Raw genomic sequence first — 23,132 nt, 5'->3', positions numbered from 1 at the left:
AGCCGGGCGGGGATTCCGCCGGCCCCGGCCCGGAGGCTGCCGCGGCCGCAAGCAAGCCCGGAGGGCCGAACATTCCACATGGATCTGGGCCTTGTAGTGAACTTCCCGCGAAAGTGGATGCCACATGGCACCCCTGACATAATTTAGTTCAGAAGCGTGCGTGTGTTATGTCGCGCCCAATCCCCAAACCCCAATCCCTAATTGCCAGAGGATCAATGATCACAGTTACCGACCTTCGCAAGGTCTACCGGCAGGGCAAGAAGGAAGTGGTGGCCCTCGACGGCGTCACGCTTTCGGTGCCGAAGGGGTCCATCCACGGCATCATCGGGCATTCCGGTGCCGGCAAGTCCACCCTGGTGCGCTGCCTGACCCTGCTGGACCGTCCGACGTCCGGCTCCGTCAGTATCGACGGGACCGAACTCAGTTCTGTCAGGGACTCGGAAATCCGTGCTGCCCGCCGCCGCATCGGCATGGTGTTCCAGCACGCCAACCTGATGGACTCCAGGACCGCGGCCGGTAACGTGGCCCACCCGCTCGAACTTGTGAAGACCCCGAAGGACAAGGTCCGGAGCCGGGTCAAGGAGCTCCTGGGGCTCGTGGGTCTGGAGGGCTTCGAGGACGCCTATCCCTCGCAGCTTTCCGGCGGCCAGCGCCAGCGCGTCGGCATCGCCCGCGCCCTTGCCTCGGACCCCGATGTCCTCCTGTGCGACGAGCCCACCTCCGCCCTGGACCCCGCCACAACGAATGAGATCCTTGATCTGATCCAGGAGCTCACCGGTCGCCTGCAGTTGACCGTGCTGATCATCACGCACGAGATGAACGTCGTAAAGCGCGTCTGCGAATCGGTGTCACTGCTCTCGCACGGCCGGATCATCGAACACGGCCCCCTGCGGGACGTGGCCGGCGACCTGGACAGCAAGCTGGCACGCGCGCTGCTTCCGCTGCCGCCGTCGGAGCCCCTGCCGGGTGCCTTGCAGGGCGGGCCGGTGCTGGAGATCCTCTTCTCCGGCGACAGTGCCAAGGAACCCGTGCTCACGGGCGTCGCCCGGCATTTCGACATCGACATCAATGTCCTGGCCGGCAGCGTCGAGACCCTCGGCGGCCAGCAGTTCGGCCACCTGCGCGTGCAGCTGGCGGAAAACGCGGACTTCGACGCCGTGCTCAGCTACCTGCATGAGCGCGGCATCGCCGCGAAACGCTCGTCCCCCGCCCCGGCTGGAGACCCTGACTTTGTGGATTCTGCGCCACGGGACGCTGAGAAGCCGGACGCTGAGCAGCCGGACGCCGAGAAGCCGGACGCTGCGGACCCGGACGCTATTCTCCTCCGCGGGGAAGAGGGAGGTAACTAGTGAACGATATTTTCAGCAACCCCGTCCTGGTCAAGGCCCTGCCCGAGGCGATCGTGGAGACCCTCCAGATGGTCGGCATCTCGGCCTTCTTCACCGTGCTGATCGGCCTGCCGCTGGGCGTCTTCCTGCATGTCTCCGCTCCCGGCGGACTCCGGCCGATGCCCGTGACCAACAGGATCCTGAGCGACGTGATCGTCAACATCACCCGGTCCATCCCGTTCGCCATTCTGATGGTGGCCCTCATTCCGCTGGCCCGGGCCCTGACCGGCACCAGCCTCGGCCCGGTGGCCGCTTCGGTGTCGCTCTCGATCGGCACCATCCCGTTCTTCGCCCGGCTCGTGGAGGTGTGCCTGCGCGATGTGCACCATGGCAAGATCGACGCGGCCCAGGTGATGGGCTCCACGAACATGCAGGTCATCAGCAAGGTGATGCTGCGTGAATCCCTGCCGGCCCTCGTCGCAGCGGCCACCACCACGGTGGTCACCCTCGTCGGCTATTCCGCCATGGCCGGGTTGGTGGGCGGCGGCGGCCTCGGCAAGCTGGCCTACAACTACGGCTTCCAGCGTTTCGACGTCACGGTCATGCTCGTCACCATCGTGCTGATCGTCGTCCTGGTCCAGATCATCCAGCTGGTGGGCGAGCGGATCTCCCGCAGCCTCGACCACCGCTGACCTGCCCGGCGCCAGCCACCGCTGACGCCGGCATCCCGGCCGGGACGGGCCCAGCCCGGCACCGGCCGGACCGCCCTCTCCCATAGACCAACACCCCTGCAGCGGGTAGCCGCCCGCTGCATCTGCGCGGACCGCGACATAACGGCAACACAGCCGACGTCGTGATTCCAGCTATTTCGAAAGGAACGCATCCGATGCGTAAGTCACTCACCCTTCTGGCCACCGGCATTGTCACTGCCCTGGCGCTGACGGCTTGCGGTGGTTCGTCCACCCCCAGCGCCGAGGTCAAGACCCTCGACCCCGCCAACCCCGTCACCCTCAAGGTCGGAGCCAGCCCGGTCCCGCACGCGAAGATCCTGGAGTTCGTCAACCAGGAACTCGCTCCCAAGGCCGGCCTCAAGCTGGATATCAAGGAGATCGAGGATTACCAGACGCCCAACACCGCGCTGAGCGACGGCTCCCTGGACGCCAACTACTACCAGCACCTCCCCTGGTTCGAGGACCAGGTAAAGACCAAGGGCTACAAGTTCGGCCACGGTGCGGGCATCCACATCGAGCCGTACGCCGCCTTCTCGGAAAAGGTCAAGGACATCAAGGACATCCAGGACGGCGCCAAGGTTGCCATCACGAACGACCCGTCCAACCAGGTCCGTGCCCTCAAGGTCCTCCAGGTCGCCGGCCTCGTGAAGGACATCAAGGAGGACTCCTCCGTGCTAACCCTCACGGACGAGCAGAACCCCAAGAAGCTGAAGTTCTCCGAGAACCAGCCGGAACTGCTGATCAACGACCTCAAGGATCCCTCCGTGGACCTGGCCCTGATCAACGGCAACTTCATCCTCAAGGCCGGGCTCAGCACCGACAACGCCCTGGCCGTGGAATCCACGGACAACAACCCCTACGCCAACTTCCTGGCCTGGCGCGAGGACTCCAAGGACGACGTCCGGATCAAGAAGCTCGACGAGCTCCTGCACTCCCCCGAGGTCAAGGCCTTCATTGAGAAGGAATGGCCCAACGGAGACGTGACCGCGGCCTTCTAGGCCAGCCGGCCCCGAAGCGTTAACCATCTATGGCACCCGCCGCGGCGGGTGCCATAGATGATTAAGACAGATAGCTGGTTAAGAGCGACGCTGGAACTGGCGGCTGGGTCTTTGCACCCTTCGGGCTCTGGCGCCCCGAGGCTACGCCGTCGCTGCCGCCGCGGCCTTTGCTGCGGCAGGCAGGGCGTCGAAGATCCGGTTCATCGCGGCGTCGTCGTGCGCCGCGGAGAGGAACCAGGCCTCGAAGACCGACGGGGGCAGGTAGACGCCGGAGTCCAGCATGGAGTGGAAGAACGGCGCGTACCGGAAGACCTCTTGGCCCTGCGCATCGGCGTAGTTGTGGACCCCGTGGGCGGACGTGCCGAAGGCCACCGAGAACAGGTTCCCGGCGCGCTGGATCGAGTGGTCCACGCCGGCCGCGTCCAGCGCCGAGGACAGCGCTGAAGAGAGCTCCAGCGAGCGGGCGTCCACGAAGGAGTAGACCTCCGGGGTTGCATGGGTCAGGGTCGCGACCCCTGCGGCCATGGCCACCGGGTTACCGGAGAGGGTGCCCGCCTGGTAGACGGGGCCCAGCGGGGCGAGGTAGTCCATCACGTCCGCGCGTCCGCCGAGTGCCGCCGTCGGCATGCCGCCGCCGATCACCTTGCCGAAGGTCAGCAGGTCCGGGGTCCACGGCTGGTCCGCGCCGGCCGCGCCGCCGGTGAGGCCCCAGTAGCCGGAGTAGCCGGTCCGGAAACCGGTCAGGACCTCGTCGAGGATCAGCAGCGCCCCGTGTTCGCTGGTGATGCGGGACAGGCCGGCGTTGAAGCCCTCGCCCGGGGTGACGACGCCCATGTTCGCGGGCGCGGCCTCGGTGATCACGGCGGCAATGTTCCCGCCGTGCTTGGCGAAGGCGGCCTCGACGGCGTCGAGGTCGTTGTAGGGCAGCACGAGGGTTTCCGCGGCGGTCGCGGCCGTGACACCGGCGGACCCCGGCAGCGCCAGGGTGGCGACGCCGGAGCCGGCCGCCGCGAGGAGCCCGTCAAGGTGGCCGTGGTAGCAGCCGGCGAACTTGATGATGAGGTCGCGGCCGGTGAAGCCGCGGGCCAGACGGACCGCAGTCATGGTCGCCTCGGTGCCGGTGGACACCATCCGGACCCGCTCGGCGGCGGGGACGCGTTCCTTGACGATCGCGGCGAGGTTGGCCTCGTCCGGCGTCGAGGCGCCGAAGGACAGCCCGCGGTCGACGGCGGCGTGCACCGCCGCCAGGACGGCCGGGTGGGCGTGCCCCAGCAGCGCCGGGCCCCAGGAGCAGACGAGGTCCACATACTCGGCGCCGTCGGCGTCGGTCAGGTACGGACCCTTGGCGGAGACCATGAACCGCGGCGTCCCGCCGACGGAGCCGAAGGCGCGCACGGGCGAGTTGACGCCGCCCGGCATCAGCTGGCGGGCGCGGTCGAAGAGTTCCTCATTGCGAGGGTGGCTGGAAGTCATGGTTCCTATTCTTTCAGTTTCTGTTGCCGGGCTGCTGTCACTGGGCTGCTCTCACCTGGCCGGGGAAGCCCCGGCGAGCAGGGCAGCCACGCGGGGCGCCACCTCGGTGCCGAACAGTTCGATGGACCGCATCATGGCGGCGTGCGGCAGCGTGCCGTTGCTGTACTTGAGGTCGAAGCGGTCCACGCCGAGGTTCTTCTTGAGCAGGGCGATCTTCGCGGCGACGGTTTCCGGCGAGCCGACGTACAGGGCGCCCTCCGGCGTGCACATCGCGTCGAATTCGCCCCGGTTGCCCGGGCCCCAGCCCCGCTCGGACCCGATCCGGTTCCGCTGCTGGAGCCAGTGCGGGAAGAACTCCTCCCGTGCTTCCTCGTCGGTGGCGGCAACGTGGCCCGGTGAATGGGTGGCCATTTGCTGCACCGGGTGGCCGTACTTGGCCATCGCCTCGCGGTAGAGGCCGGCGAGGGGCGCGAAGGACCGCGGCTGGCCGCCGATGATGGCGAAGATGATCGGGTAGCCGTACTCGGCGCAGCGCAGCACCGATTCCGGGGTCCCGCCGACGCCGATCCAGGCCGGCAGCAGACGGTGTTCCAGCGGCGGGTAGACACTCAGCCCGTTGATGGCGGGCCGGGTGCGGCCCTCCCACTGCACGGGTTCCTGCGCCCGGACCTTGTCGAAGAGCTCAAGCTTTTCCTCGAACAGGACCTCGTAGTCCGCCAGGTCAAGGCCGAACAGCGGGAAGGACTCGACGAAGGAGCCGCGGCCCAGCATGACCTCGGCCCGGCCGTTGGAGATGGCATCCACGGTGGCGAAGCGCTGGAAGACCCGGATGGGGTCATCGGAGCTGAGTACGGTCACGGCCGAGCCGAGCCTGATGTTCCTGGTCCGGGCGGCCGCGGCGGCGAGGAAGACCTCGGGCGCGGAGACCGCGAAGTCGCGGCGGTGGTGCTCGCCCACGCCGAAGGCATGCAGCCCCACCTCGTCCGCGAGTTCGGCCTGTTCCAGCAGCTGGCGCAGCACCTGGGCGTGCGGGACGGGGTGCCCGTCCGGAAAGACCCCGACGTCGCCGAAGCTGTTCAGTCCCAGCAGGATGCGGTCCGGTCCGATGGGAGCGGTGGGGTTCGCCCCGGCCGCCGGGTCAAACGAAGTGCTCATCAGGACTCCTTCAGCCAGCCGGCGAGTTCGCTCGCCCAGTAGGTCAGGACCATGTTGGCCCCGGCGCGCTTGATGCCCAGGACGGATTCGGTGATGGCGGCCCGGCGGTCGATCCAGCCGTTCGCCGCCGCGGCCTCGATCATCGAGTACTCACCGGAAATCTGGTAGGCCGCGACCGGCAGGGGGCTCATGGCGGCGACGTCGGCGAGGATGTCGAGGTAGCTCATGGCGGGCTTCACCATCACGATATCGGCGCCTTCGGCCAGGTCCAGTTCGACCTCCAGGATCGCTTCGCGGCGGTTGGCGGCGTCCATCTGGTAGGTGCGGCGGTCGCCCTTGAGCTGCGAGTCGACGGCTTCCCGGAAGGGTCCATAGAACGCGGAGGCGTATTTGGCGGCGTAGGCCACGACGGAGGTGTTGGCGTGGCCGGCTTCCTCCAGCGCCTGCCGGATGACGGCCACCTGGCCGTCCATCATGCCGGAAGGGCCCAGGACGTGGGCGCCGGCCTCGGCCTGCGCCACCGCCATCCGGCCGTAGATCTCCAGGGTCGCATCGTTGTCCACGTAGCCGTTGGCATCGAGGACACCGCAGTGGCCGTGGTCGGTGAATTCGTCGAGGCAGACGTCGCTCATGATCACGAGCTCGTCGCCCACCTCGGCCCGGACGTCGCGGATGGCCTTGTTCAGCACGCCCTCGGGGTCCAGCGAGGCGGTGCCGGTGGCGTCGCGTTCTGCGGGGATCCCGAACAGCATGATGCCGCCGACGCCCAGCTGGACGGCGTCGGCGGCGGCACGCTTGAGCGAATCGGTGGTGTGCTGCTGCACGCCGGGCATCGAGCCAATGGGGTTCGGCTCGGTGAGGCCTTCGCGGATGAAGGCGGGCAGGATGAGCTCCGCGGCCGAGAGCCGGTATTCGGCCGTCAGCCGGCGCATCGCCGGGGTGGTGCGGAGGCGGCGGGGACGGTGGGTCGGAAAGCTCATTCGGTGTCCTTTGCTGGGGGCTCTGCGGCTGACGGTTGGGGTGGGGACGGCTGGCTTGCCAGGGACCGGACGACGGCGGCCACCAGGCCGGAGGCGGTCGGGTCCTGGGCGACGGCCGCGACGGTGAGCCCGAGCGATTCGGCCTCGGCCGCCGTCGAGCGTCCGATGGCGACGAAACGGCACGCCCCCAGCGGGGCAAGGTCCGCGTGGATGCGCCGGGCTGCACTGGGGGAAGCGGCGACGACGGCATCCAGCCGGCCGGCACGGATTTCGGCCTTCGCCTGGGCCGCGGTAAGCACGGCCGGCGCCGGTGCGTCCTGCCCGGCGGAACCGGTCTGCGGCAAAGCCGGCTGCGGCAAGGCCGGCTGGCAGGCGGGCAGGGCGCGGCGCGGGTCGGCCGGGTAATCGACGGTGTTGTAGGCCGTGACGGCCTGGACCGCGGCGCCGCGGGCCTCGAGGCCCCTGCGGAGCCGGGGGTCGGCAATGTCCGCCTGGGGCAGGAGCACGCTGCCCTGGTTCGCGGGCCAGATGCCGAGCAGGCCCGTTCCGGATTGCTGGCCCGTGGGCGCAAGGTCGACGCTGATGCCCCGGGATTCCAGGACACGGCGGGTGGCCGGGCCGATCGTGGCGACCAGGACGCTGCCGGGCAGCCAGCTGCTGAGGGAGGCGCCGCGTTCGGCCGCCTTGGCCTCGAGCGCCTGGACGGTGGTCACGCTGCTGACCACCAGCCACGCGTAGGCCCCGGCGCCCAGGGCGTCGAAGGCGACATCCAGGGAATGCTGGTCGCTGGCCTGTTCGAAGTCGATCAGCGGCAGGAGCACGGGGTCGGCGCCGACGCGGCGCAGGGCCGCGACAAGTTCCCCGGTACGGTCAGGGCTGCGGGCGACGAGAACCCTGGCGCCCTCGGGCACCCTCATGTCTTGTGGCGTGTCCGGGTGGTTGCTGCCGCTCTGCCGTCCCATGATTCGATGGATTCCGCGGTTCAGGAAGCGGTCAGGTCCGCGATGCCGGCGGCCCCGCGGGCCAGCAGGACCTCTGCCAGTTCGATCCCGAGCAGGGTTGCCCCCACCTCGGTGAGACCGTCGGTGGCCTTCTTGTCGCGGATGCTTGCCGTGCCGTCAACCGCGCAGACCACGGCCTCGAGGTGCAGCATGCTGCCCTTGCGGTAGGCGTAGGCGCCCACCGGGGCGGCGCACCCGGCCTCCAGCCGGGCCAGCAGCGCGCGTTCGGCTGTGACGGCGAGGCGGGTGTCCGGATCGTCGAGGGCTGCGAGGGCTTGCGCCAGCACGCCCTGGGACCCTTCGGTGGACCCGGCCCTGCGCGGCGCATCGGCGGAGCGGCATTCGATCGCGAGCGAGCCCTGCCCCGCGGCAGGCAGCATGACGTCGGTCTCAAGGTACTCGCTGACCGTGTCCAGCCGGCCGATCCGGTGCAGTCCGGCGGCGGCGAGCACGACGGCGTCGAGATCGCAGGACTTGCCGGCCACGACGGCGTCGTTCGTGTTGCCCGGCAGACCGGGCACGCGGCCCAGGCGGGTGTCCACATTGCCCCGGATGTCCCGGATGTCCAGGTCCGGCCGCGCGGCGCGCAGCTGGGCTGCCCGGCGCGGGGAGCCGGTGCCCACCGTGGCCCCGGCGGGCAGGCCGGCGAGCGTGAGTCCGTCGCGGGCGCACAGCACGTCCCGGACGTCGGCGCGTTTCGGCGTGGCCGCGAGGCTCAGTCCGAGGGCGGGACCGGTGGGGAGGTCCTTGAGCGAATGCACCGCAACGTCGCATTTGTCCTGCAGCAGGGCATCGCGCAGCGCGGCGACAAAGACGCCGGTGCCGCCCAGCTGGGACAGCGAGCCCTTGAGCACGTCACCCTCGGTCCGGATGTGGACCAGCTCCACCGGGAACCCGCCGACGGCGGCCAACTGGTCGGCGGTCTGCTGGGTCTGGGTGAGGGCCAGCTTGCTGGCGCGGGTGCCGATCCGGACGGTCACGGGGTTCCCTGGCCCGCTGCCGGCGCGGAGCTGCCCGCAGCCGGCGCGGCTGTGCCCTCGGCCCTGCCCGAAGCCACAGGTGCGGCCGCGTGCGGATCGTGGCCGGTCCCGACGCTGGTGTCGGCTCCGGCAATGGTGGGCTTTTCGCCGCGGAAGTTGGCGCAGCAGCCCGGGCGGCAGACGTCGTACCAGGGGCCGAGCTTGGTCAGGTGCAGCCGCTCGGCGATGTTGTTCGCGGCGGTCCGCTCGCAGATCAGATCCACGATTCCGGCGACAAACTTGCGGTGCGTCCCGGGGGTGGCGACGCGGGTGGCGGCCAGGCCCAGCCTGGCGCAGGTTTCCAGGGCCTCGGTGTCGAGGTCCCAGACCACTTCCATGTGGTCGCTGACGAAGCCCAGCGGCACGATCACGATGCCCTTGACGCCCTGGCCGGCTAGCTCCTCGATGGCGTCGTTGATGTCCGGTTCGAGCCACGGTACGTGCGGGGCGCCGGAGCGGGACTGGTAGACGAGGGACCACGGCGCGGTGTCGCCGGTCTCGGCCTCCACCCGGCGGATGACCTCGCTGCCGGAGGCCAGGTGCTGCGCGACGTACGCGGAGCCCTCCTCGAAGTGGCGGGGCTCGCCCTCGGAGCGCCCGGCGGCCTCGGCATCCCGGGTGGGGATGGAGTGCGTCGCGAACAGGATGTGCACCGGCGCGTCCGGGGCGCCGGCCGCGGCGAGCCGGGTGCGGACGTCGGCGAGGCCGGCAGCGGTGCCCTCGATGAAGGGCTCCACGAAACCGGGGTGGTCGAAGTACTGGCGCACCTTGTCGACCTCAAGTTGTCCGTCGAGGCCGGTTTCGGTCAACGCGATGCCGATGTCCTCGCGGTACTGGCGGCAGCTGGAGTAGCAGGAGTAGGCACTCGTGGTGACCATGAGGACCTTGCGGTGCCCGGCGTCGAACATGTCCTGGAGGGTCTGCGGGAGGTAGGGATCCCAGTTGCGGTTGCCCCAGAACACCGGCAGCTTGATCCCACGGGCGGCAAGTTCGGCTTCGATGCCGGTCCTGAGTTCGCGGTTCTGCTGGTTGATCGGGCTGATGCCGCCGTTGGCCCGGTAGTGGTGCGAGACCTCTTCGAGCCGCTCGTCCGGGATGCCGCGGCCGCGGGTGACATTGCGGAGGAACGGGATGACGTCCTCCTGGCCTTCGGGTCCGCCGAAGGAGGCGAGGAGCACGGCGTCGTACTCCTTGGGGGCCATCCGGCCGGCCTCGGTGACGGTGTTCACGGCGGTAACCCCGAGGTCGGATTCCAGGGGATCCAGCGGGCTCATGCAAGGACCTCGGCAACCTCGGCGGCGGTGACCCGGCGGCCGGTGTAGAAGGGGATTTCTTCCCGGACATGGTGGCGGGCTTCGGTCGACCGGAGGTGGCGCATCAGGTCCACGAGGTCCACGAGGTCGGGGGCTTCCAGTCCGAGGATCCATTCCCAGTCGCCCAGGGCGAAGGAGGAGACCGTGTTGGAGATGACCTGCGGGAAGTCGCGGCCCAGCATGCCGTGGTCGCGGAGCATCTTGCCGCGCTCGGCGTCGGGCAGCAGGTACCACTCATAGGACCGGACGAAGGGGTAGACGCAGAGCCACTCTGCCGGTGCCACGCCGCGGGAGTAGGCGGGGGTGTGGTTCTTGGCGAATTCCGCCTCACGGTGCACACCCATGGCGGACCAGACGATCTCGGTACCGGCGAACAGCTTGCTGCGCCGGATGTCCCGGACCGCCCGCTGGAGGGCCTCCGGCTTGGGCCCGTGCAGCCAGACCATGATGTCCGCATCCGCCCGCATGGCGGAGACGTCGTAGCTGCCGCGGTGGACGACGCCGGCCTCGGCCAGCCGCCCGATCAGGGTGTCGAAATCCTCGGCAGCCTCGCCGCTGCGGAGCACGTCGGCGGAGCGCTTGAACACCGTCCAGAGCGTAAAGAACTGCTCGGCTGATGATTCTTCGCTTGCTGATTCGGTGACTGATCCGGTTTTAGTGACAGATTCGGCAGAAGTGTGGCTCATGGATACCATACTGCCCCTTCGCCGCAATGAAGTCGAAACCGAGAACTTCTACAACGCGTAGAAGTGTTCGAATTCACAGTTTTGCGGATTTCGGCCGCCGGTGGCGTACGGCTCAGACCCTGCGCATCCTCACGACGATGACGCCGGCGAGCACGGACAGCGCGACGAGGGAGATCCCCCAGCCGAGCAGCGGGGACGGCCCGGCCTCCTCCACGGCGGAGGTTGCCTGCATCGAGGTGCTACCGGAGTGGCCCTTGGCCCCGGGCCGCGAAGCTGCCGGCGACGAGCCTGGCTCCGCCGCCGGCGACGCGCCCGCACCGTCGGGCGCCGGGGTCCCCGCACCGGCGGGCGCCGGCTCCCCGGCCGTTCCGGGGGTGGTGGACGTGGCGGGTGTGGTTTGGCCGGCCCCAGCCGCGGCCTGGTCGGCGCCGGCTGCGGCTGGGTCGCCACCGGCTGCGGCTGGGTCGCCACCGGAGGACGGCCCCTGCCCTGCCGCCGTGCCGTTGCCCGGCTGGGCGGCGGGCGTGCCGTCGGCGGCCGGGGCAGCGGGCTGCGGGGCGGCCGGCTGGGTCCCCGCCGGAGGGTCCTGGGGGGCTGCCGGCTGCGCCGGGGACTGCCGCGGCGCGGTCGGCGTCTGGCTCGGCGTCTCGGCGTCGTCAGGGCCGTCGCTGGGCTCAGGCTGCGGCGAGGGTGACGCGTGCTTCGTCGGCGTCGGCTGCGGTGAGGACGTGCGCTGTTGCGACGGCGATGGCTGCGGGGACCCGAGCAGGCCGTCGAGGAGGTCGTCGAGACCGGGGGTAAGGGAGCTCCCCGCCGTCGTCACGGACGCCGCTGAGACCGGGACCGAAATTGAGACTGCGGCGGCGTGCGAGGCAGGGACTCCTGCGGACAGCGCCAGCACCGTTCCGAGCGCGGCAGTTGCCATGACGCGTCGAAGTCCCCCATGGTGACCGGTCTGCGTCTTGGAAACGTTGGACCTGAGAATAACCATGGTCATCGACCCTAATACGTATCAGCTTCCGGGGGAATTTTGACGGACGGGCGGTGAACGTGCTCAGCGTCACCGGGAAGCGCCGCTTAGGGCTGTGGAGTCTGGCGGTAATTGGCGGCCTTCTGTGACCGTTCGATGTCGCATTCCCGGGCTTCGCGTCGTCTTACATCCCATGGGTTTCGAGACACCGTGGTTACGAGACACCCAACCGGCCGTGACTGTTCACTTGAAGTGGCGGTTTGTCGCAGTTGTCTATGACGGTTTAGCAGCACTTTGGGTGACCGCAAGGCGAACCTTCACCGAGACAGAGTGGCCTCTCTGAGGTAATCGGGGCGAGTGGCGCGAGTCGCGGTACGCAAACTGAGCGCCCAGGTAACCACTCCGCCGGCTGCGAAGGCAGCACCAAGAAAGGCCGAGCCTGGCCAGCCGGCGGTGGCATATAAGGCGGTTGTGGCCGCGGCGCCGAGGGCGGAGCCGAGGGAGTAGAAGACCATATATGCACCGATGGTGGTACTGACGCGGTCGGCGTAGACGGTGGTGAGAATGTGCTGATTGCTGACGTGGACGGCTTGGACAGCGAAGTCAAGGAGGATCACTCCGAGGATCAGCAGTACCAACGACCAAGTGAGCTGTCCGATTGCGAACCACGAGGCGAGCAGAACAATCAGGGCGAAGCCGGTGACGCGGTTCGCGTACCCTGAGTCCGCCCAGCGACCAGCGCGGGCAGCACCGAGTGCACCAGCGAGTCCGGCGATGCCGAACAGTCCGATCTGCGTCTCGCTGAGGTGCCACGGCGAATCGGTCAAGGGCAGGGCCATGCCGCTCCAAAGCGCACCGAAGGACGCGAACAGGAAGAACGCGATCAGCCCGCGACTGAGAAAGACCGGATGGGTGAACAGTCCGGCGAAGGAGCGGAGCAGGACCCCATACCTCGCGCCGCCCGAGCGGATGTCCGCGGGAAGCAGGATCAGCACCAACAAAGCGAGAGCCGCGGCGAGGACCGCCAGGACGACGTAGATACTGCGCCACCCCCAGATGTCCGCGAGGAACCCTGCGAGGATGCGCCCACCGAGGATGCCAATCACCACGCCCGAGGTCACGATCCCCAGGTTGCGGCCACGCTCGAAGGGCACAGAGAGCGCCGTCGCGTACGCAACCGCCGTCTGCACCACCACGGCGAAGACACCCGCCAGCGCGAGGCCGACGAATGCGACCCACGCTGCAGGGGCAACCGCGACAATGGCTAGGCCTGCCGCCACCAGGACAAGGTGGAGAACAATCAAGCGTCTGCGGTCGAGCAGATCACCCAACGGCACCAGAAGGATCAGGCCTACAAGGTAGCCGAGCTGGCCAGCGGCCACGAACCAGCCCACGGTGTCGACCGGAACACCCAAATCGAGTCCCATCTGACCGAGAACAGGTTGCCCCGCGTACACGCTCGCCACAGCGACCCCGCAGATAACAGCAAGCAGCAGCTTCGTTCGCCCGTTAATGCCAACCACCTCATTCAGTTGCAATTTGCTACCAATCAGAAGATAGGTCAAAATAGTTGCAAGATGCAACTCGTTGGAGGTGTGATGACGTACGACATAGCCGCGAGCATCGCGTGGACAGACCCGAGCTGCCCAGTCGCCCGCACGACCGACCTTGTCGGTGACCGCTGGAGCCTGCTTGTCATCCGCGACGCGATGGATGGCGCCCGCTCATTCACCGACTTCCAGAGGCGCACCGGCATCGCCCGCAACATCCTCACCGACCGACTCCGCAAGCTCACGGCGTACGGCATAATCGCCCAGGTCGATGCGCAATCCGGCAAGCGCAAGCTGTATGAACTCACCGACGCAGGCAAAGACCTCTTTCCGGTGATCGTCACGCTACGACAGTGGGGCGAGCGTCACGCGTTTGCCGCCGGAGAAGATCATTCGGTGCTGGTAGGTGACGATTACGCTCGCGTACCGGAACTCGTGCCTATGTCCGCCGACGGAACGCCACTGACGAGCGAGAACACACGCGTCCGACGGGCTCGCTGACCGGAGGAGCGCTCGGGGCGGTCCATAGCTAGACGAGCGCCCGCAAGCCGGACGATCACCGGGACACACGACCCGGCGCAACGGCGGCACCAACTTCGGGGGCCTTCATGAGTGTCGTTTCCGTAAGACCCTCCCGAGAAAATGCCCAGGTAAGGGGGCGTCAAACGGACACGCAGACGCCTGTCTCGCAACCCTACGGATTCGAGGCGTCTCGACGGTCGCATGCTCGTCCCGCGAAGGAACGGCGGAACGCTGCGAGTCGGCGATTCTCATAACTATGTGTCGAAACCCTGTGGTTGAATCGCGGTACTAACCATGAGTTACGAGACACCTGGAGCGTCGTGAAGAAGCTGATCGGATGCGACCGCGGTGCCGGCCCTCGCGTATTTAACCGCGAAGGTTGCCCGCGATCTGGGTATGTCCCGCGCGACGTTCTATAGCTATGCACTCGACGCACAACCTCGCTCGTAAGGCGACAACAAGCGATCACAGAACCGCCATACGGCGCCAAACTCCGCCGCTTAGGGCAGTAGACTGCGGAGCTGTTTCGGCGTGTCGGCGACAATCGCGGCGAGCCCGTTGCCGGACAGCCAGCCGCCCACCACGGCCAGGGTGCCGTCCGCCGCGCAGATCTCCCGGACTTCAGTCACGCGCCGTTTGTGCCCCAGGGATGCGAAGGGCAGGGCGCCGGCCCAGCGCACCACGTCCCAGTCCAGGACGTCGCCGGCCGCTACGGGCACGGTGAGCAGGGCCGAGGCGTCTTTCAGGGCCGCTTCGAACAGCTCGTCGTCGGATTCCGGCTCCGGGGCGCTCCCCGCGCCGTGCCGCGTGCCGCCGCGGCCGTAGGAGAGCCGGAGGACGTGGGTGCCGGGGCCGGTCCGCTCGGCGAGCCAGCCCCACTTGGCGGTGGCATGAGTCAGGGCCTTGGCCTGGATGCCGGGGCTCTGCGGCGCCACGAGGACCCCGGTGCCGCGCGGGGCGGCGTCGAGTTCCGGCACGTCCACCACGAGGGTGACCAGGCTGACGTCGGGTCCGGCGGCGGGGCGTCGGGCCGCGAGCTCGGGCAGGGTGTCCGCGAGGAGTCCGACGGCGGCCGGGCCCGCCACGGCGATGACCAGCAGCCCGGCGTCGTACGCCGTGTCCCCCGAGGTGACGTGCCAGCCCTGCGGCGTGCGCGCCACGGCGTCTGCCGGCGTGGCGCTGAGCAGCGTGACGCCGCGGCGGCGCAGATCGGCCACGAGCGCGGAAACCAGCGTGTTGATCCCGCCCCGCAGCCCGGCGACGGCGGAGCCCGCCTTCTGCAGCCCGGGTTTCTGGGGTCCTGTTTTTCGGGGAGCAGCCCCTCCCCTGCGCTGGGCCGCCACGGCGGCAGCGAGCGAGCCGTGCTGCCGGATCCCGGCGCGCAGGCCCGGCGCCACCATGTCGACGTCGAGCAGCGCGGGATCGGCCGAGTGGACGCCGCCGACCACCGGCGCCACAAGACGGTCCAGGACGCGCCTGCCCATCCGTGCCCGGACCAGCGCCGACACGCTGGCGACATCGGCCCGGGTTCCCAGCGAGGCGGGCAGCAGGGCATCCAGTGAGGCCCGCACCGAACCGAGCAGGCCCAGCGAGCGCCGGACCTCCGGATCCCAGGGGTTGGCCGGAATGCCCAGCACTCCGGTCTTCGGCAGTTCCCGTGGCCCATCAGGCAGCTGGACCCAGGCGCCGCCGGGGTTCGGCGGAACAATGTCGCCTGCAAGGCCCAGCTCGGCGGCGAGGTCCGCCACGGCCGGGGAGCGGGTGGCGAAGGACTCGGCGCCGCTGTCCAGGGTCAGGCCGGCCACCACGTGGCTGCCCACGCAGCCGCCCCAGTCCCCGGAGGCCTCCAGGACGGTGGTGCGGATACCGGCCCCAGCCAGCTCTCGGGCGGCCAGCAGGCCGGATATCCCGCCGCCCACCACCACGGCGGTCAGGCCCGGTTCAGCCGCGCCTGCGTCTGCGCCTGTGCCCATGGCGTCTACGCCGGGGAGATCGAGTGGATCAGTTCGACGACGCGCGTCAGCACCGTCGCATCCGTATCCGGCGGCACGCCGTGGCCCAGGTTCAGGACGTGGCCCGGGGCCGCGGCGCCGGCCGCGATCACCTCGCGGACATGGGCTTCAAGGACGTCCCAGGGCGCGGAGAGCAGCGCCGGGTCGATGTTGCCCTGCAGCGGCACCGTCCCGCCCAGGCGGCGGTTGGCTTCGTCCAGCGGCAGCCGGTAGTCGACCCCCACGACGTCGACGCCGACGTCGCGCATGGCCACCAGCAGTTCCGAGGTGCCGGTGCCGAAGTGGATCAGCGGCGCCCCAAGGTGCCGCACATGGTCCAGGGCGCGGGACGACGCCGGGGCAACGAAGCGCTGGTAGTCGGCCAGTCCCAGCGATCCGGCCCAGGAGTCGAAGAGCTGCGCGGCGGAGGCGCCGGCTTCCAGCTGCGCCCGGAGGAACATGCCGGAGGCGTCCGCAGCCCAGTTGGCCAGGGCGGTCCAGGTCTCGGGGTCGGCATGCATCATGGTGCGCGGGCCGAGGTGGTCGCGGGAGGGCTTGCCTTCCACCATGTAGGCCGCCAGGGTGAACGGCGCGCCGGCAAAGCCGATCAGCGGGGTGCTGCCCAGCTGGGCCACGGTCAGCCGGACGGCTTCCCGGATGGGCTCGAGGGCTTCCCACGTCAGCTGCGGCAGGGCGGCGACGTCCTCGGGGGTGCGGACGGGCTTGTCCAGGACGGGGCCCACGCCGGGAACGATGTCCACCCCGACGCCGGCCAGTTTGAGCGGAATCACGATGTCGGAGAAGAAGATGGCAGCATCGACGTCGTGGCGGCGGACCGGCTGCAGGGTGATCTCGGAGGCGAGCTCGGGGCGCAGGCAGGACTCCAGCATGCCAACGCCCTCGCGCACCTTCAGGTATTCGGGCAGCGAGCGGCCGGCCTGGCGCATGAACCACACGGGGCGGCGGGAGGGCTTGCCGCCGCGGTAGGCGGTGATCAGCGGGGAGCCGGCGGTGCGGCCGTCCATCAGCGGGTGCCCGGCGCCGAGGCCGGAAGCCTCGTGGGTGGACGTGCCGATTTCAGACGTGCTGGTGGTGCCGTCGGTTGCCGCAGCGCTAGGAGTCATGACTTCGATTGTGCCCAAAATCGGCCCCAAAAGATAACTACAGCCTGTCACCAGGGCTGCCGCGGGCGCCGCCGTGGCGGGAATCACAGGCCTGCGTGCGCGGTCCACGCGTGATTGTTGTTCTACGCGGACGCGAAAAAGCTATGATTGACCTGCTGTGGTTCTTTTTTCATTGGTGGCGACTCACGCCGATATCGACCTCGAGACCGTTGCTCAACTGAGCACCGGCGCTTCAGAGCTCGCCACATCCGCCCTCGCCGGATCGCCGGCCGTGGCGGGTGCCATTGTCCTTGCCACGTGCAACCGCTTCGAAATCTACGGTGAGGCGCACCGCCCCGACGACGTCGATGCCGCCCGCGCGGCCCTCATCTCCCAGATCAGCGGAGCCAGCGGACTCAACGATCAACTCGTCTCCCGCTCCTTCAGCACCCGCACCGGCCCGGAGGTCAGCCAGCACCTCTTTGCGGTCAGCTCCGGCCTGGACTCCGCCGTCGTGGGCGAGCGCGAGATCGCAGGCCAGGTCCGCCGGGCCCTGATCACCGCCCAGCACGAGGGCACGGCAAGCTCCGGCCTCGTCCGGCTCTTCCAGGCAGCCTCCAAGACCGCCAAGGACGTCGGTGCGCAGACCGCACTCGGCTCCCGGGGACTCTCGATTGTCTCCGTTGCCCTGGACCTCGCCACCGAGCTGTCCGAAAACCCGGACTGGTCCACCAAGAAGGCTGTGGTCTTCGGCACCGGCGCCTACGCCGGCGCCACCATGTCGCTGCTGCGCGAACGCGGCTGCACGGACGTTTCCGTCTTTTCGTCCTCGGGCCGCGCGGCAGGCTTCGTCGCCACCCGCGGGGGCACGGCCCTGGACACCGCGAGCCTCCCCGCCGCCGTTGCGGCCGCGGACGTCATGATCGGCTGCAGCGGCTCGGATACCCGGGTTGAAGCGTCGGACCTTGCCCGGGTCCGGGCTGACTCGCAACAGCCGCTGATCGCCATCGACCTCGCCCTCACCCACGACTTCGATCCCGCCGTGGGCGAGCTCGACGGCGTCGAGCTCCTCACCCTGGAGTCCGTGCGCCTCGCCGCCCCGCAGGAACAGTCCGAGTCGCTGGAGCAGGCGAGCAGCATAGTCGCCGGCGCGGCCGGCGCCTTCGAGCAGGAGCGTGAATCGCGCTCCGTGGACTCCGCGATCGTCGCGCTGCGCCGGCACACCATGAACGTCCTGGAGGCGGAAATGGAAAAGGTCCGTGCCCGCCACGGCTGCACTGCCGCGGCGGAGGAAGTCGAGTTCGCCCTGCGCCGGATGGTCAAGCAGCTGCTGCACGTGCCCACCGTCCGTGCCCGCGAGCTGGCCGCCAACGGCCAGCAGGAACATTACGTCGCAGGCCTCGAAGCGCTTTATGGCATCACGGTGGAGCAGCCCGCCGCCCGGGCGGCCGAAGCAGAGTGCCCGGTCGACCACAGCCAGCCGCCCGGGGCAGCCGCCAAGCTGGAAACGGCGTAGCTCGCGCTAACGGCCCCGGCCGAAGGCGTTGATTCCGGTCAGCTCCGCCAACAACGTCCACAACCGGGCCGCATCCGCCCGGTCCACGGCGTGCGCGTCCACTCCCCTGATCCGTGCCTCCGCGGACCCGATGAGCGTGGGTTCGGCGACGTCGCAGTCCTCGCAGTAGACACCGCCCTTGCCTTCGAGCGCCGGGGACGTTGCTGCCCACACGGACGTCGCGGCGCCCTGCTCCGGGTCTCAGCAGGATCGGTACGGAAATCACGTTTAGGGGCGGCGGTGCGGATTCCGGCTTCTGATGGCGGAATCTCTCGGTTCTAGACGGAGGCATCGCCGGCCCGCTTGATGGCGCGGTAGACGGTTGAGCGCGCTACCGCGAACAGTGCGGCAATCCCCACAGTTGTGTGTCCCCGCAGGGTGAACGGAGGTGCGCTCCCCGTGTCTTGGAGAGCTTGGGTTGCTTCCCCCGGAGACGGCCCCTGGCGTTGGCGACGGCCGTGCTCTCCCGGGTGCGGGCGCGGATCAGCTCGGCTTCGACTTCGGCGACCATGGCCAGGACGTTGAAGGGAAGCCGGCCTACGGGATCGGCCGGGTCGCGGACGAGCCTCCCATGCTCAGCTTGACCTCGCGGCGGGTGAGTTCGTCAACAATGTCCTTCGCATCGCGGAGCGGCCGGGCAAGGCGGGCGAGTTTGGTCACGACCAGGGTATCCCCGGCCCGGCAGGCAACCAGTACTTCCCTGAGTCGCGGTCACGCCCAGTTGGCGCCGGTCAGGCCCTGATCGGCAAACGTCTTCTCCGACGTCACCGCAAGAGTGACCAGGGCGTTTTTCTGTGCGGTGAGGTCTTGGTCGTTGGTGGATACGCGGGCATCCGATGAGGATCCCGGTCATGGATTTGACTGTAGCGTTTAGCCCCCCTTGACCGGGCTTAATCTCGGGCGGGTCCTGCGGGAATTGACGACCCAGTGACCGTCTCGATTGTGGGAATGTCCGAAGCCGTCTGCGCGTGTCCCGGTGGACGACCCCTTCCGGTGTAGCTTTTGCCGAAAGATCACTGGTGGAGCCACCGCCGCCACTCGAGCGCGGGGCGGGTCGTGGAGAACTGGAGAATCTTCCCCTTGCTCGATCGCTATTCAGTGCTACTATCTAGTGGTAGATAGTATCACAGAGTAGCCGAGGGAGGGGTTCCATGGGTAAGCAGATGACCGAGATGCTCAAGGGCACGCTCGAGGGCATCGTCCTTGCGACTCTGGCCGTGCAGCCGGCATACGGCTACGAGATCACAGCGCGGCTGCGCGAGCAGGGCTTCTCCGACATCGTCGAGGGCACCGTGTACGCGCTGCTGGTCAGGGTCGAGCAGCGCGGTCTCGTCGACGTGGCGAAGGTCCCATCCGAGAAGGGCCCACCGCGCAAGGTCTACACGCTGAACGCACTGGGCGGGGAGTACCTCGAAGAGTTCTGGAAGACATGGAGCTTCCTCGCAGAACGAATCAACGCGCTCCACCACCACATCGAACACCCACCGGAAGAAGGAATCTAGTCATGGCCGCAAAATGGATCGAGCAGATCACGGGATCGTTCGAGGACAAGAAGCGCTGGCGCCAATACAAGGCCCGCAAGGAAGAGCTCCCGGCGAGCTACCGAACCGCGATCGACGGTATAGAGCGCTACCTCATGTTCGCCGGGTCGATCGTCAAGGGCGATGTCCTGATGCAGATGCTCGAGGACCTCGCCGACCTGATCGAGCGCGCCGCTGCCGACGGCACCCCGATCCGCGACATCGTCGGTGACGACCCGGTGGAGTTCGCAGACACCTTCATCCAAAACTACTCGGACGGCCAGTGGATCAACAAGGAGCGCAAGCGCCTGACCGACGCCATCGATCAGTCCGCCGACGAGGCGTGAACGCGCCAGGAACGGAGACCCGGATATGACCACCAACCAGGCCCTCGAACCCGCGATCCGGGTGCAGGGCATCGAGAAGTCGTTCAAGGATCTGCACGTGCTGCGGGGCGTCGACTTCGATGTGAGGGCGGGGAGCATCTTCGCCCTGCTCGGCTCGAACGGTGCGGGCAAGACCACGCTGGTGCGGATCCTGTCGACGCTGTTGAAGGCCGACTCGGGAACCGCCACGGTGCACGGCTTCGACGTCGGCGCGAAGCCCGGCGACGTGCGGGAGTCAATCAGCCTGACCGGCCAGTTCGCTGCGGTCGATGAAGTACTCTCCGGCCGGGAGAACCTCGTGCTGATCGCCAAGCTGCGTCACCTGAAGAACCCGGATGCGATCGCCGACGACCTGCTCGCCCGTTTCTCGCTCACCGAAGCAGGGAACCGCAAGGCGTCGACGTACTCAGGCGGCATGCGACGCCGACTCGACATCGCGATGAGCCTGATCGGCAACCCGCCGATCATTTTTCTTGACGAGCCCACCACCGGACTCGACCCCCAGGCGCGCATCGAGGTGTGGCAGACCGTCAAGCAACTCGCTGACCAGGGCACGACGGTGCTGCTCACGACGCAGTACCTCGACGAGGCCGAGCAGCTGGCCGACCGGATCGCGATTCTGCACAAGGGCACGATCATCCAGAACGGCACCCTCACCGAACTCAAACAACTCCTCCCGTCTGCCAAGGTCGAGTACGTCGAGAAGCAGCCCTCCCTCGAGGACGTCTTCCTCGCTCTCGTCGGTGACACCGGGGAGGCCGACACCGCCGACGACGACCGCACTGACAGCACGGTCCCGGCAGGAAAGGAACCCCGATGACCACCCACGTCCTCGGCGACACCGGCATCCTGACCGCCCGCTCGCTGCGCCACATCCTCCGCAGCCCCGACACGATCATCACCACCGCGGTCACCCCGATCGCGCTTATGCTGCTGTTCGTGTACGTGTTCGGCGGCGCGATCAATACCGGTTCCGACGAGTCCTATGTCAACTACATGCTCCCCGGCATACTGCTCATCACGATCGCGTCCGGCGTCGCGTACACCGCGTACCGGCTGTTCCTGGACCTGCAGGGCGGCATCTTCGAGCGCTTCCAGTCCATGCCGATCGCGCGGTCGAGCGTGCTCTGGGCGCACGTGCTCACCTCCCTGGCCGCGAACCTGGTCTCGGTCGCGATCGTCATCGGCGTCGCGCTGATCATGGGGTTCCGCACCGGAGCATCCGTGGCGGCCTGGCTCGCGGTCGCCGGCATCCTGGTCCTGTTCACCCTCGCGCTGACCTGGATCGCCGTGATCGCCGGGCTCTCGGCGAAGAGCGTCGACGGCGCGAGCGCGTTCAGCTACCCGCTGATCTTCCTGCCGTTCATCAGCTCGGCGTTCGTGCCCACCGGCTCGATGCCCGGCCCGGTCGCATGGTTCGCCGAGAACCAGCCCGTGACCTCCATCGTGAACACCATCCGATCACTGTTCGCCCAGGAACCCGTCGGCAATGACATCTGGATCGCCCTCGCCTGGCTCGTCAGCATCCTCGTCGTCGCCTACACCGTCGCGATCGCCATCTACCGTCGCAAGATCAGCTAAGGCCGAGCTCTGCTCGCGGACCGCGCGACGAATGCCGCCCGCTTCCCCCACGGGGACGTGGGCGGCATCGTCGTTACACTTTCCCTCAGCGGACCTCGGATTCAGCCGGGTGGCACAGGTTGGTCGGGGTCGGCTAAACGGGTCTGGATGTTTCGAATGCTTGAGGCGAGAATGCCGGACGCGAGGAGTCCCGGTCCGAGCGGGCCGGGTCCTCACCAACGGGCGGCAAGCGCCTGAGAGTCTCCCTGGCCTCGGCAGACATGTGGTCGAGTTGCCAGCGGATCTCTTCGCCGACTGCTTCGGGGCGATCGGGTGCCGCCAGACCAGCCGCTTTCGCGGCGTAGGCGGCCGCGCCCAAGGCCTGCGCGCCCATGTGAGCGACGGCCGCGGCCTGTGCGGCAGCGCGAGCAGCCGCCACCGCGGCAGGAGTCTTCACCTCCCGCGCGGCACGGCCAGCAACAAAGCGCTGGCGGATCTCCCCGGCCGCGGCGAGGTCACCGCGAGCAAATGCTCGGGTCCGGGTGATGGCATCGCGAGGCCGAGTATCTTCTGGAGCCTCCGCCTCGAATACCGCCAGGACGCGCTCCGCACAGTCCGCGGCCCACGTTGCGACGATACGGCGATCGGTCTCGCTTAAAGCCTGCGGGGAAGCCATATCAGCACCCTCTCACACCTGACCCACAAGCCGACGGCACCACGACGAGACCCACCCAGGCCGATCCACGCTGAGGGACCCTCCACCGGGCACCGCGAGCTGTCCCATTGGCCGTTCGGCTTACGGGCAGAGCTGCCTGCTGGTGCTTCAGCGTGGCGCCACGTCATTGAAAGGGATCACTTTGTGGTGCTGCTCGCGGAGGCGGAGCTAGTGTGCGGATAGGCCGGTTTTCTCGCGTGGGTCGCACAATTCGGTGTCGTTCAAGGGACCATCATCGACGCCGCACTTCGGAGCGGGATCTGGTGATCTGCGAGTCCCGATTGGAGTTGGCGCCGTTTGTTGTTCGCGGACTTCGATGTGTCGGTGGGCCATATTGTGGCGCAACCGTTTTTGTTGAAGGCTGAGGTCGCCGGGGCGGTGCGCAGGGCAGGCACATTCCGGACTATCTGCTGCCCGTCGACGTGGGGCCGCTGGTGGTGGAGTACTTCCCCGATCTCGCGGAGGAATCGCGCTCAGCGCTTCGTCTCGTACCTGGTCAGGACCACGCCGTCGGGAAACGTCCGCGTCTCCACCAGGTTCAGGTTCACCCAGCTGTCCAGCGCGGTGAAGTACGGA

At 68.4% G+C, this 23,132-nt stretch carries 22 protein-coding genes and 2 pseudogenes; 9 read left to right on the top strand and 15 right to left on the bottom strand.

The window, feature by feature from the left end:
- Positions 1 to 215 precede the first annotated feature (215 nt).
- The 3 genes from ABIB26_RS02670 (at position 216) to ABIB26_RS02660 (ending at position 3,057) form a co-directional block, all read left to right on the top strand.
- Positions 216 to 1,349 carry a methionine ABC transporter ATP-binding protein gene (locus tag ABIB26_RS02670; RefSeq protein WP_354239347.1) on the top strand — a complete coding sequence of 378 codons (1,134 nt, stop codon included), beginning with the start codon at positions 216 to 218 and terminating at the stop codon, positions 1,347 to 1,349.
- The gene (locus tag ABIB26_RS02665) at positions 1,349 to 2,020 is read left to right on the top strand and encodes a methionine ABC transporter permease (RefSeq protein WP_354239345.1); all 672 of its coding nucleotides are present in this window, start codon (positions 1,349 to 1,351) and stop codon (positions 2,018 to 2,020) included. Before ABIB26_RS02670 ends, ABIB26_RS02665 begins: the two co-directional genes overlap by 1 nt.
- Positions 2,021 to 2,214: 194 nt before the next feature.
- A complete protein-coding gene (locus ABIB26_RS02660) occupies positions 2,215 to 3,057 on the top strand; it encodes a MetQ/NlpA family ABC transporter substrate-binding protein (protein WP_354239343.1) in 843 nt (280 codons plus the stop codon).
- Between the two features lie 141 nt (positions 3,058 to 3,198).
- On the opposite strand, the gene hemL is transcribed toward ABIB26_RS02660, so the two are convergent.
- The 9 genes from hemL to ABIB26_RS02615 form a co-directional block, all read right to left on the bottom strand.
- Positions 3,199 to 4,530 carry a glutamate-1-semialdehyde 2,1-aminomutase gene (hemL, locus tag ABIB26_RS02655; RefSeq protein WP_354239342.1) on the bottom strand — a complete coding sequence of 444 codons (1,332 nt, stop codon included), beginning with the start codon at positions 4,528 to 4,530 and terminating at the stop codon, positions 3,199 to 3,201.
- A 51-nt stretch (positions 4,531 to 4,581) separates the two neighbouring features.
- Positions 4,582 to 5,685: an LLM class flavin-dependent oxidoreductase gene (locus ABIB26_RS02650; protein WP_354239341.1), complete on the bottom strand. Its 1,104-nt coding sequence runs from the start codon at positions 5,683 to 5,685 to the stop codon at positions 4,582 to 4,584.
- Positions 5,685 to 6,665, bottom strand: a complete 981-nt coding sequence (hemB, locus tag ABIB26_RS02645) for a porphobilinogen synthase (RefSeq protein WP_354239339.1) — start codon at positions 6,663 to 6,665, stop codon at positions 5,685 to 5,687. The genes ABIB26_RS02650 and hemB overlap by 1 nt, the downstream gene beginning before the upstream one ends.
- On the bottom strand, positions 6,662 to 7,627 hold the full coding sequence (locus ABIB26_RS02640; protein ID WP_354239337.1) for a uroporphyrinogen-III synthase: 966 nt from the start codon (positions 7,625 to 7,627) through the stop codon (positions 6,662 to 6,664). The genes hemB and ABIB26_RS02640 overlap by 4 nt, the downstream gene beginning before the upstream one ends.
- Positions 7,628 to 7,647: 20 nt before the next feature.
- Positions 7,648 to 8,646: a hydroxymethylbilane synthase gene (gene hemC, locus ABIB26_RS02635; protein ID WP_354239335.1), complete on the bottom strand. Its 999-nt coding sequence runs from the start codon at positions 8,644 to 8,646 to the stop codon at positions 7,648 to 7,650.
- A complete protein-coding gene (locus ABIB26_RS02630; RefSeq protein ID WP_354239333.1) occupies positions 8,643 to 9,959 on the bottom strand; it encodes a ferrochelatase in 1,317 nt (438 codons plus the stop codon). Before ABIB26_RS02630 ends, hemC begins: the two co-directional genes overlap by 4 nt.
- Positions 9,956 to 10,684, bottom strand: a complete 729-nt coding sequence (gene hemQ, locus ABIB26_RS02625; protein ID WP_354239331.1) for a hydrogen peroxide-dependent heme synthase — start codon at positions 10,682 to 10,684, stop codon at positions 9,956 to 9,958. The genes ABIB26_RS02630 and hemQ overlap by 4 nt, the downstream gene beginning before the upstream one ends.
- A gap of 112 nt (positions 10,685 to 10,796) precedes the next feature.
- The gene (locus ABIB26_RS02620; RefSeq protein WP_354239329.1) at positions 10,797 to 11,675 is read right to left on the bottom strand and encodes a hypothetical protein; all 879 of its coding nucleotides are present in this window, start codon (positions 11,673 to 11,675) and stop codon (positions 10,797 to 10,799) included.
- Between the two features lie 296 nt (positions 11,676 to 11,971).
- A complete protein-coding gene (locus ABIB26_RS02615) occupies positions 11,972 to 13,219 on the bottom strand; it encodes an MFS transporter (protein WP_354239327.1) in 1,248 nt (415 codons plus the stop codon).
- A gap of 33 nt (positions 13,220 to 13,252) precedes the next feature.
- On the opposite strand from ABIB26_RS02615, the gene ABIB26_RS02610 reads away from it, so the two are divergent.
- Positions 13,253 to 13,705 (top strand): winged helix-turn-helix transcriptional regulator, encoded by a 453-nt coding sequence (locus ABIB26_RS02610; protein WP_354239325.1) that lies wholly within the window; start codon positions 13,253 to 13,255, stop codon positions 13,703 to 13,705.
- Between the two features lie 521 nt (positions 13,706 to 14,226).
- Here the strand turns inward: ABIB26_RS02610 and hemG are convergent.
- Together hemG and hemE are read right to left on the bottom strand one after the other, a co-directional pair.
- Complete coding sequence (hemG, locus tag ABIB26_RS02605) at positions 14,227 to 15,699, bottom strand: protoporphyrinogen oxidase (RefSeq protein WP_354239323.1); 1,473 nt, start codon at positions 15,697 to 15,699, stop codon at positions 14,227 to 14,229.
- A 5-nt stretch (positions 15,700 to 15,704) separates the two neighbouring features.
- Entirely contained in the window at positions 15,705 to 16,841 is a 1,137-nt protein-coding gene (gene hemE, locus ABIB26_RS02600) for a uroporphyrinogen decarboxylase (protein WP_354239321.1), read from the bottom strand.
- Positions 16,842 to 16,998: 157 nt separating this feature from the next.
- Here hemE and ABIB26_RS02595 point away from each other — a divergent pair, with 157 nt between their 5' ends.
- Entirely contained in the window at positions 16,999 to 18,336 is a 1,338-nt protein-coding gene (locus ABIB26_RS02595; RefSeq protein ID WP_354239319.1) for a glutamyl-tRNA reductase, read from the top strand.
- Between the two features lie 6 nt (positions 18,337 to 18,342).
- Here the strand turns inward: ABIB26_RS02595 and ABIB26_RS02590 are convergent, their stop codons facing one another.
- Positions 18,343 to 18,549 (bottom strand): hypothetical protein, encoded by a 207-nt coding sequence (locus ABIB26_RS02590; RefSeq protein WP_354239317.1) that lies wholly within the window; start codon positions 18,547 to 18,549, stop codon positions 18,343 to 18,345.
- Positions 18,550 to 18,653: 104 nt separating this feature from the next.
- Positions 18,654 to 19,228, bottom strand: a pseudogene (locus tag ABIB26_RS02585) (recombinase family protein).
- 298 nt (positions 19,229 to 19,526) lie between these two features.
- Here ABIB26_RS02585 and ABIB26_RS02580 point away from each other — a divergent pair.
- From ABIB26_RS02580 to ABIB26_RS02565, 4 genes are read left to right on the top strand one after another with little or no spacing between them, the layout of a single operon-like run.
- A complete protein-coding gene (locus tag ABIB26_RS02580; protein ID WP_354239315.1) occupies positions 19,527 to 19,877 on the top strand; it encodes a PadR family transcriptional regulator in 351 nt (116 codons plus the stop codon).
- A gap of 2 nt (positions 19,878 to 19,879) precedes the next feature.
- Complete coding sequence (locus tag ABIB26_RS02575; protein WP_354239313.1) at positions 19,880 to 20,242, top strand: DUF1048 domain-containing protein; 363 nt, start codon at positions 19,880 to 19,882, stop codon at positions 20,240 to 20,242.
- A 25-nt stretch (positions 20,243 to 20,267) separates the two neighbouring features.
- Entirely contained in the window at positions 20,268 to 21,101 is an 834-nt protein-coding gene (locus ABIB26_RS02570) for an ABC transporter ATP-binding protein (RefSeq protein WP_354239311.1), read from the top strand.
- Complete coding sequence (locus ABIB26_RS02565) at positions 21,098 to 21,862, top strand: ABC transporter permease (RefSeq protein WP_354239309.1); 765 nt, start codon at positions 21,098 to 21,100, stop codon at positions 21,860 to 21,862. Before ABIB26_RS02570 ends, ABIB26_RS02565 begins: the two co-directional genes overlap by 4 nt.
- 133 nt (positions 21,863 to 21,995) lie before the next feature.
- On the opposite strand, the gene ABIB26_RS02560 is transcribed toward ABIB26_RS02565, so the two are convergent.
- On the bottom strand, positions 21,996 to 22,517 hold the full coding sequence (locus tag ABIB26_RS02560; RefSeq protein WP_354239307.1) for a putative immunity protein: 522 nt from the start codon (positions 22,515 to 22,517) through the stop codon (positions 21,996 to 21,998).
- A 512-nt stretch (positions 22,518 to 23,029) separates the two neighbouring features.
- Positions 23,030 to 23,132, bottom strand: a pseudogene (locus ABIB26_RS02555) (dihydrofolate reductase family protein); the annotation flags it as partial.

Origin of the sequence: Arthrobacter sp. UYEF20 (assembly GCF_040546335.1) — a bacterium.
Lineage (GTDB): Bacteria > Actinomycetota > Actinomycetes > Actinomycetales > Micrococcaceae > Arthrobacter.
This window is presented reverse-complemented; position numbering and strand designations above follow the sequence as displayed.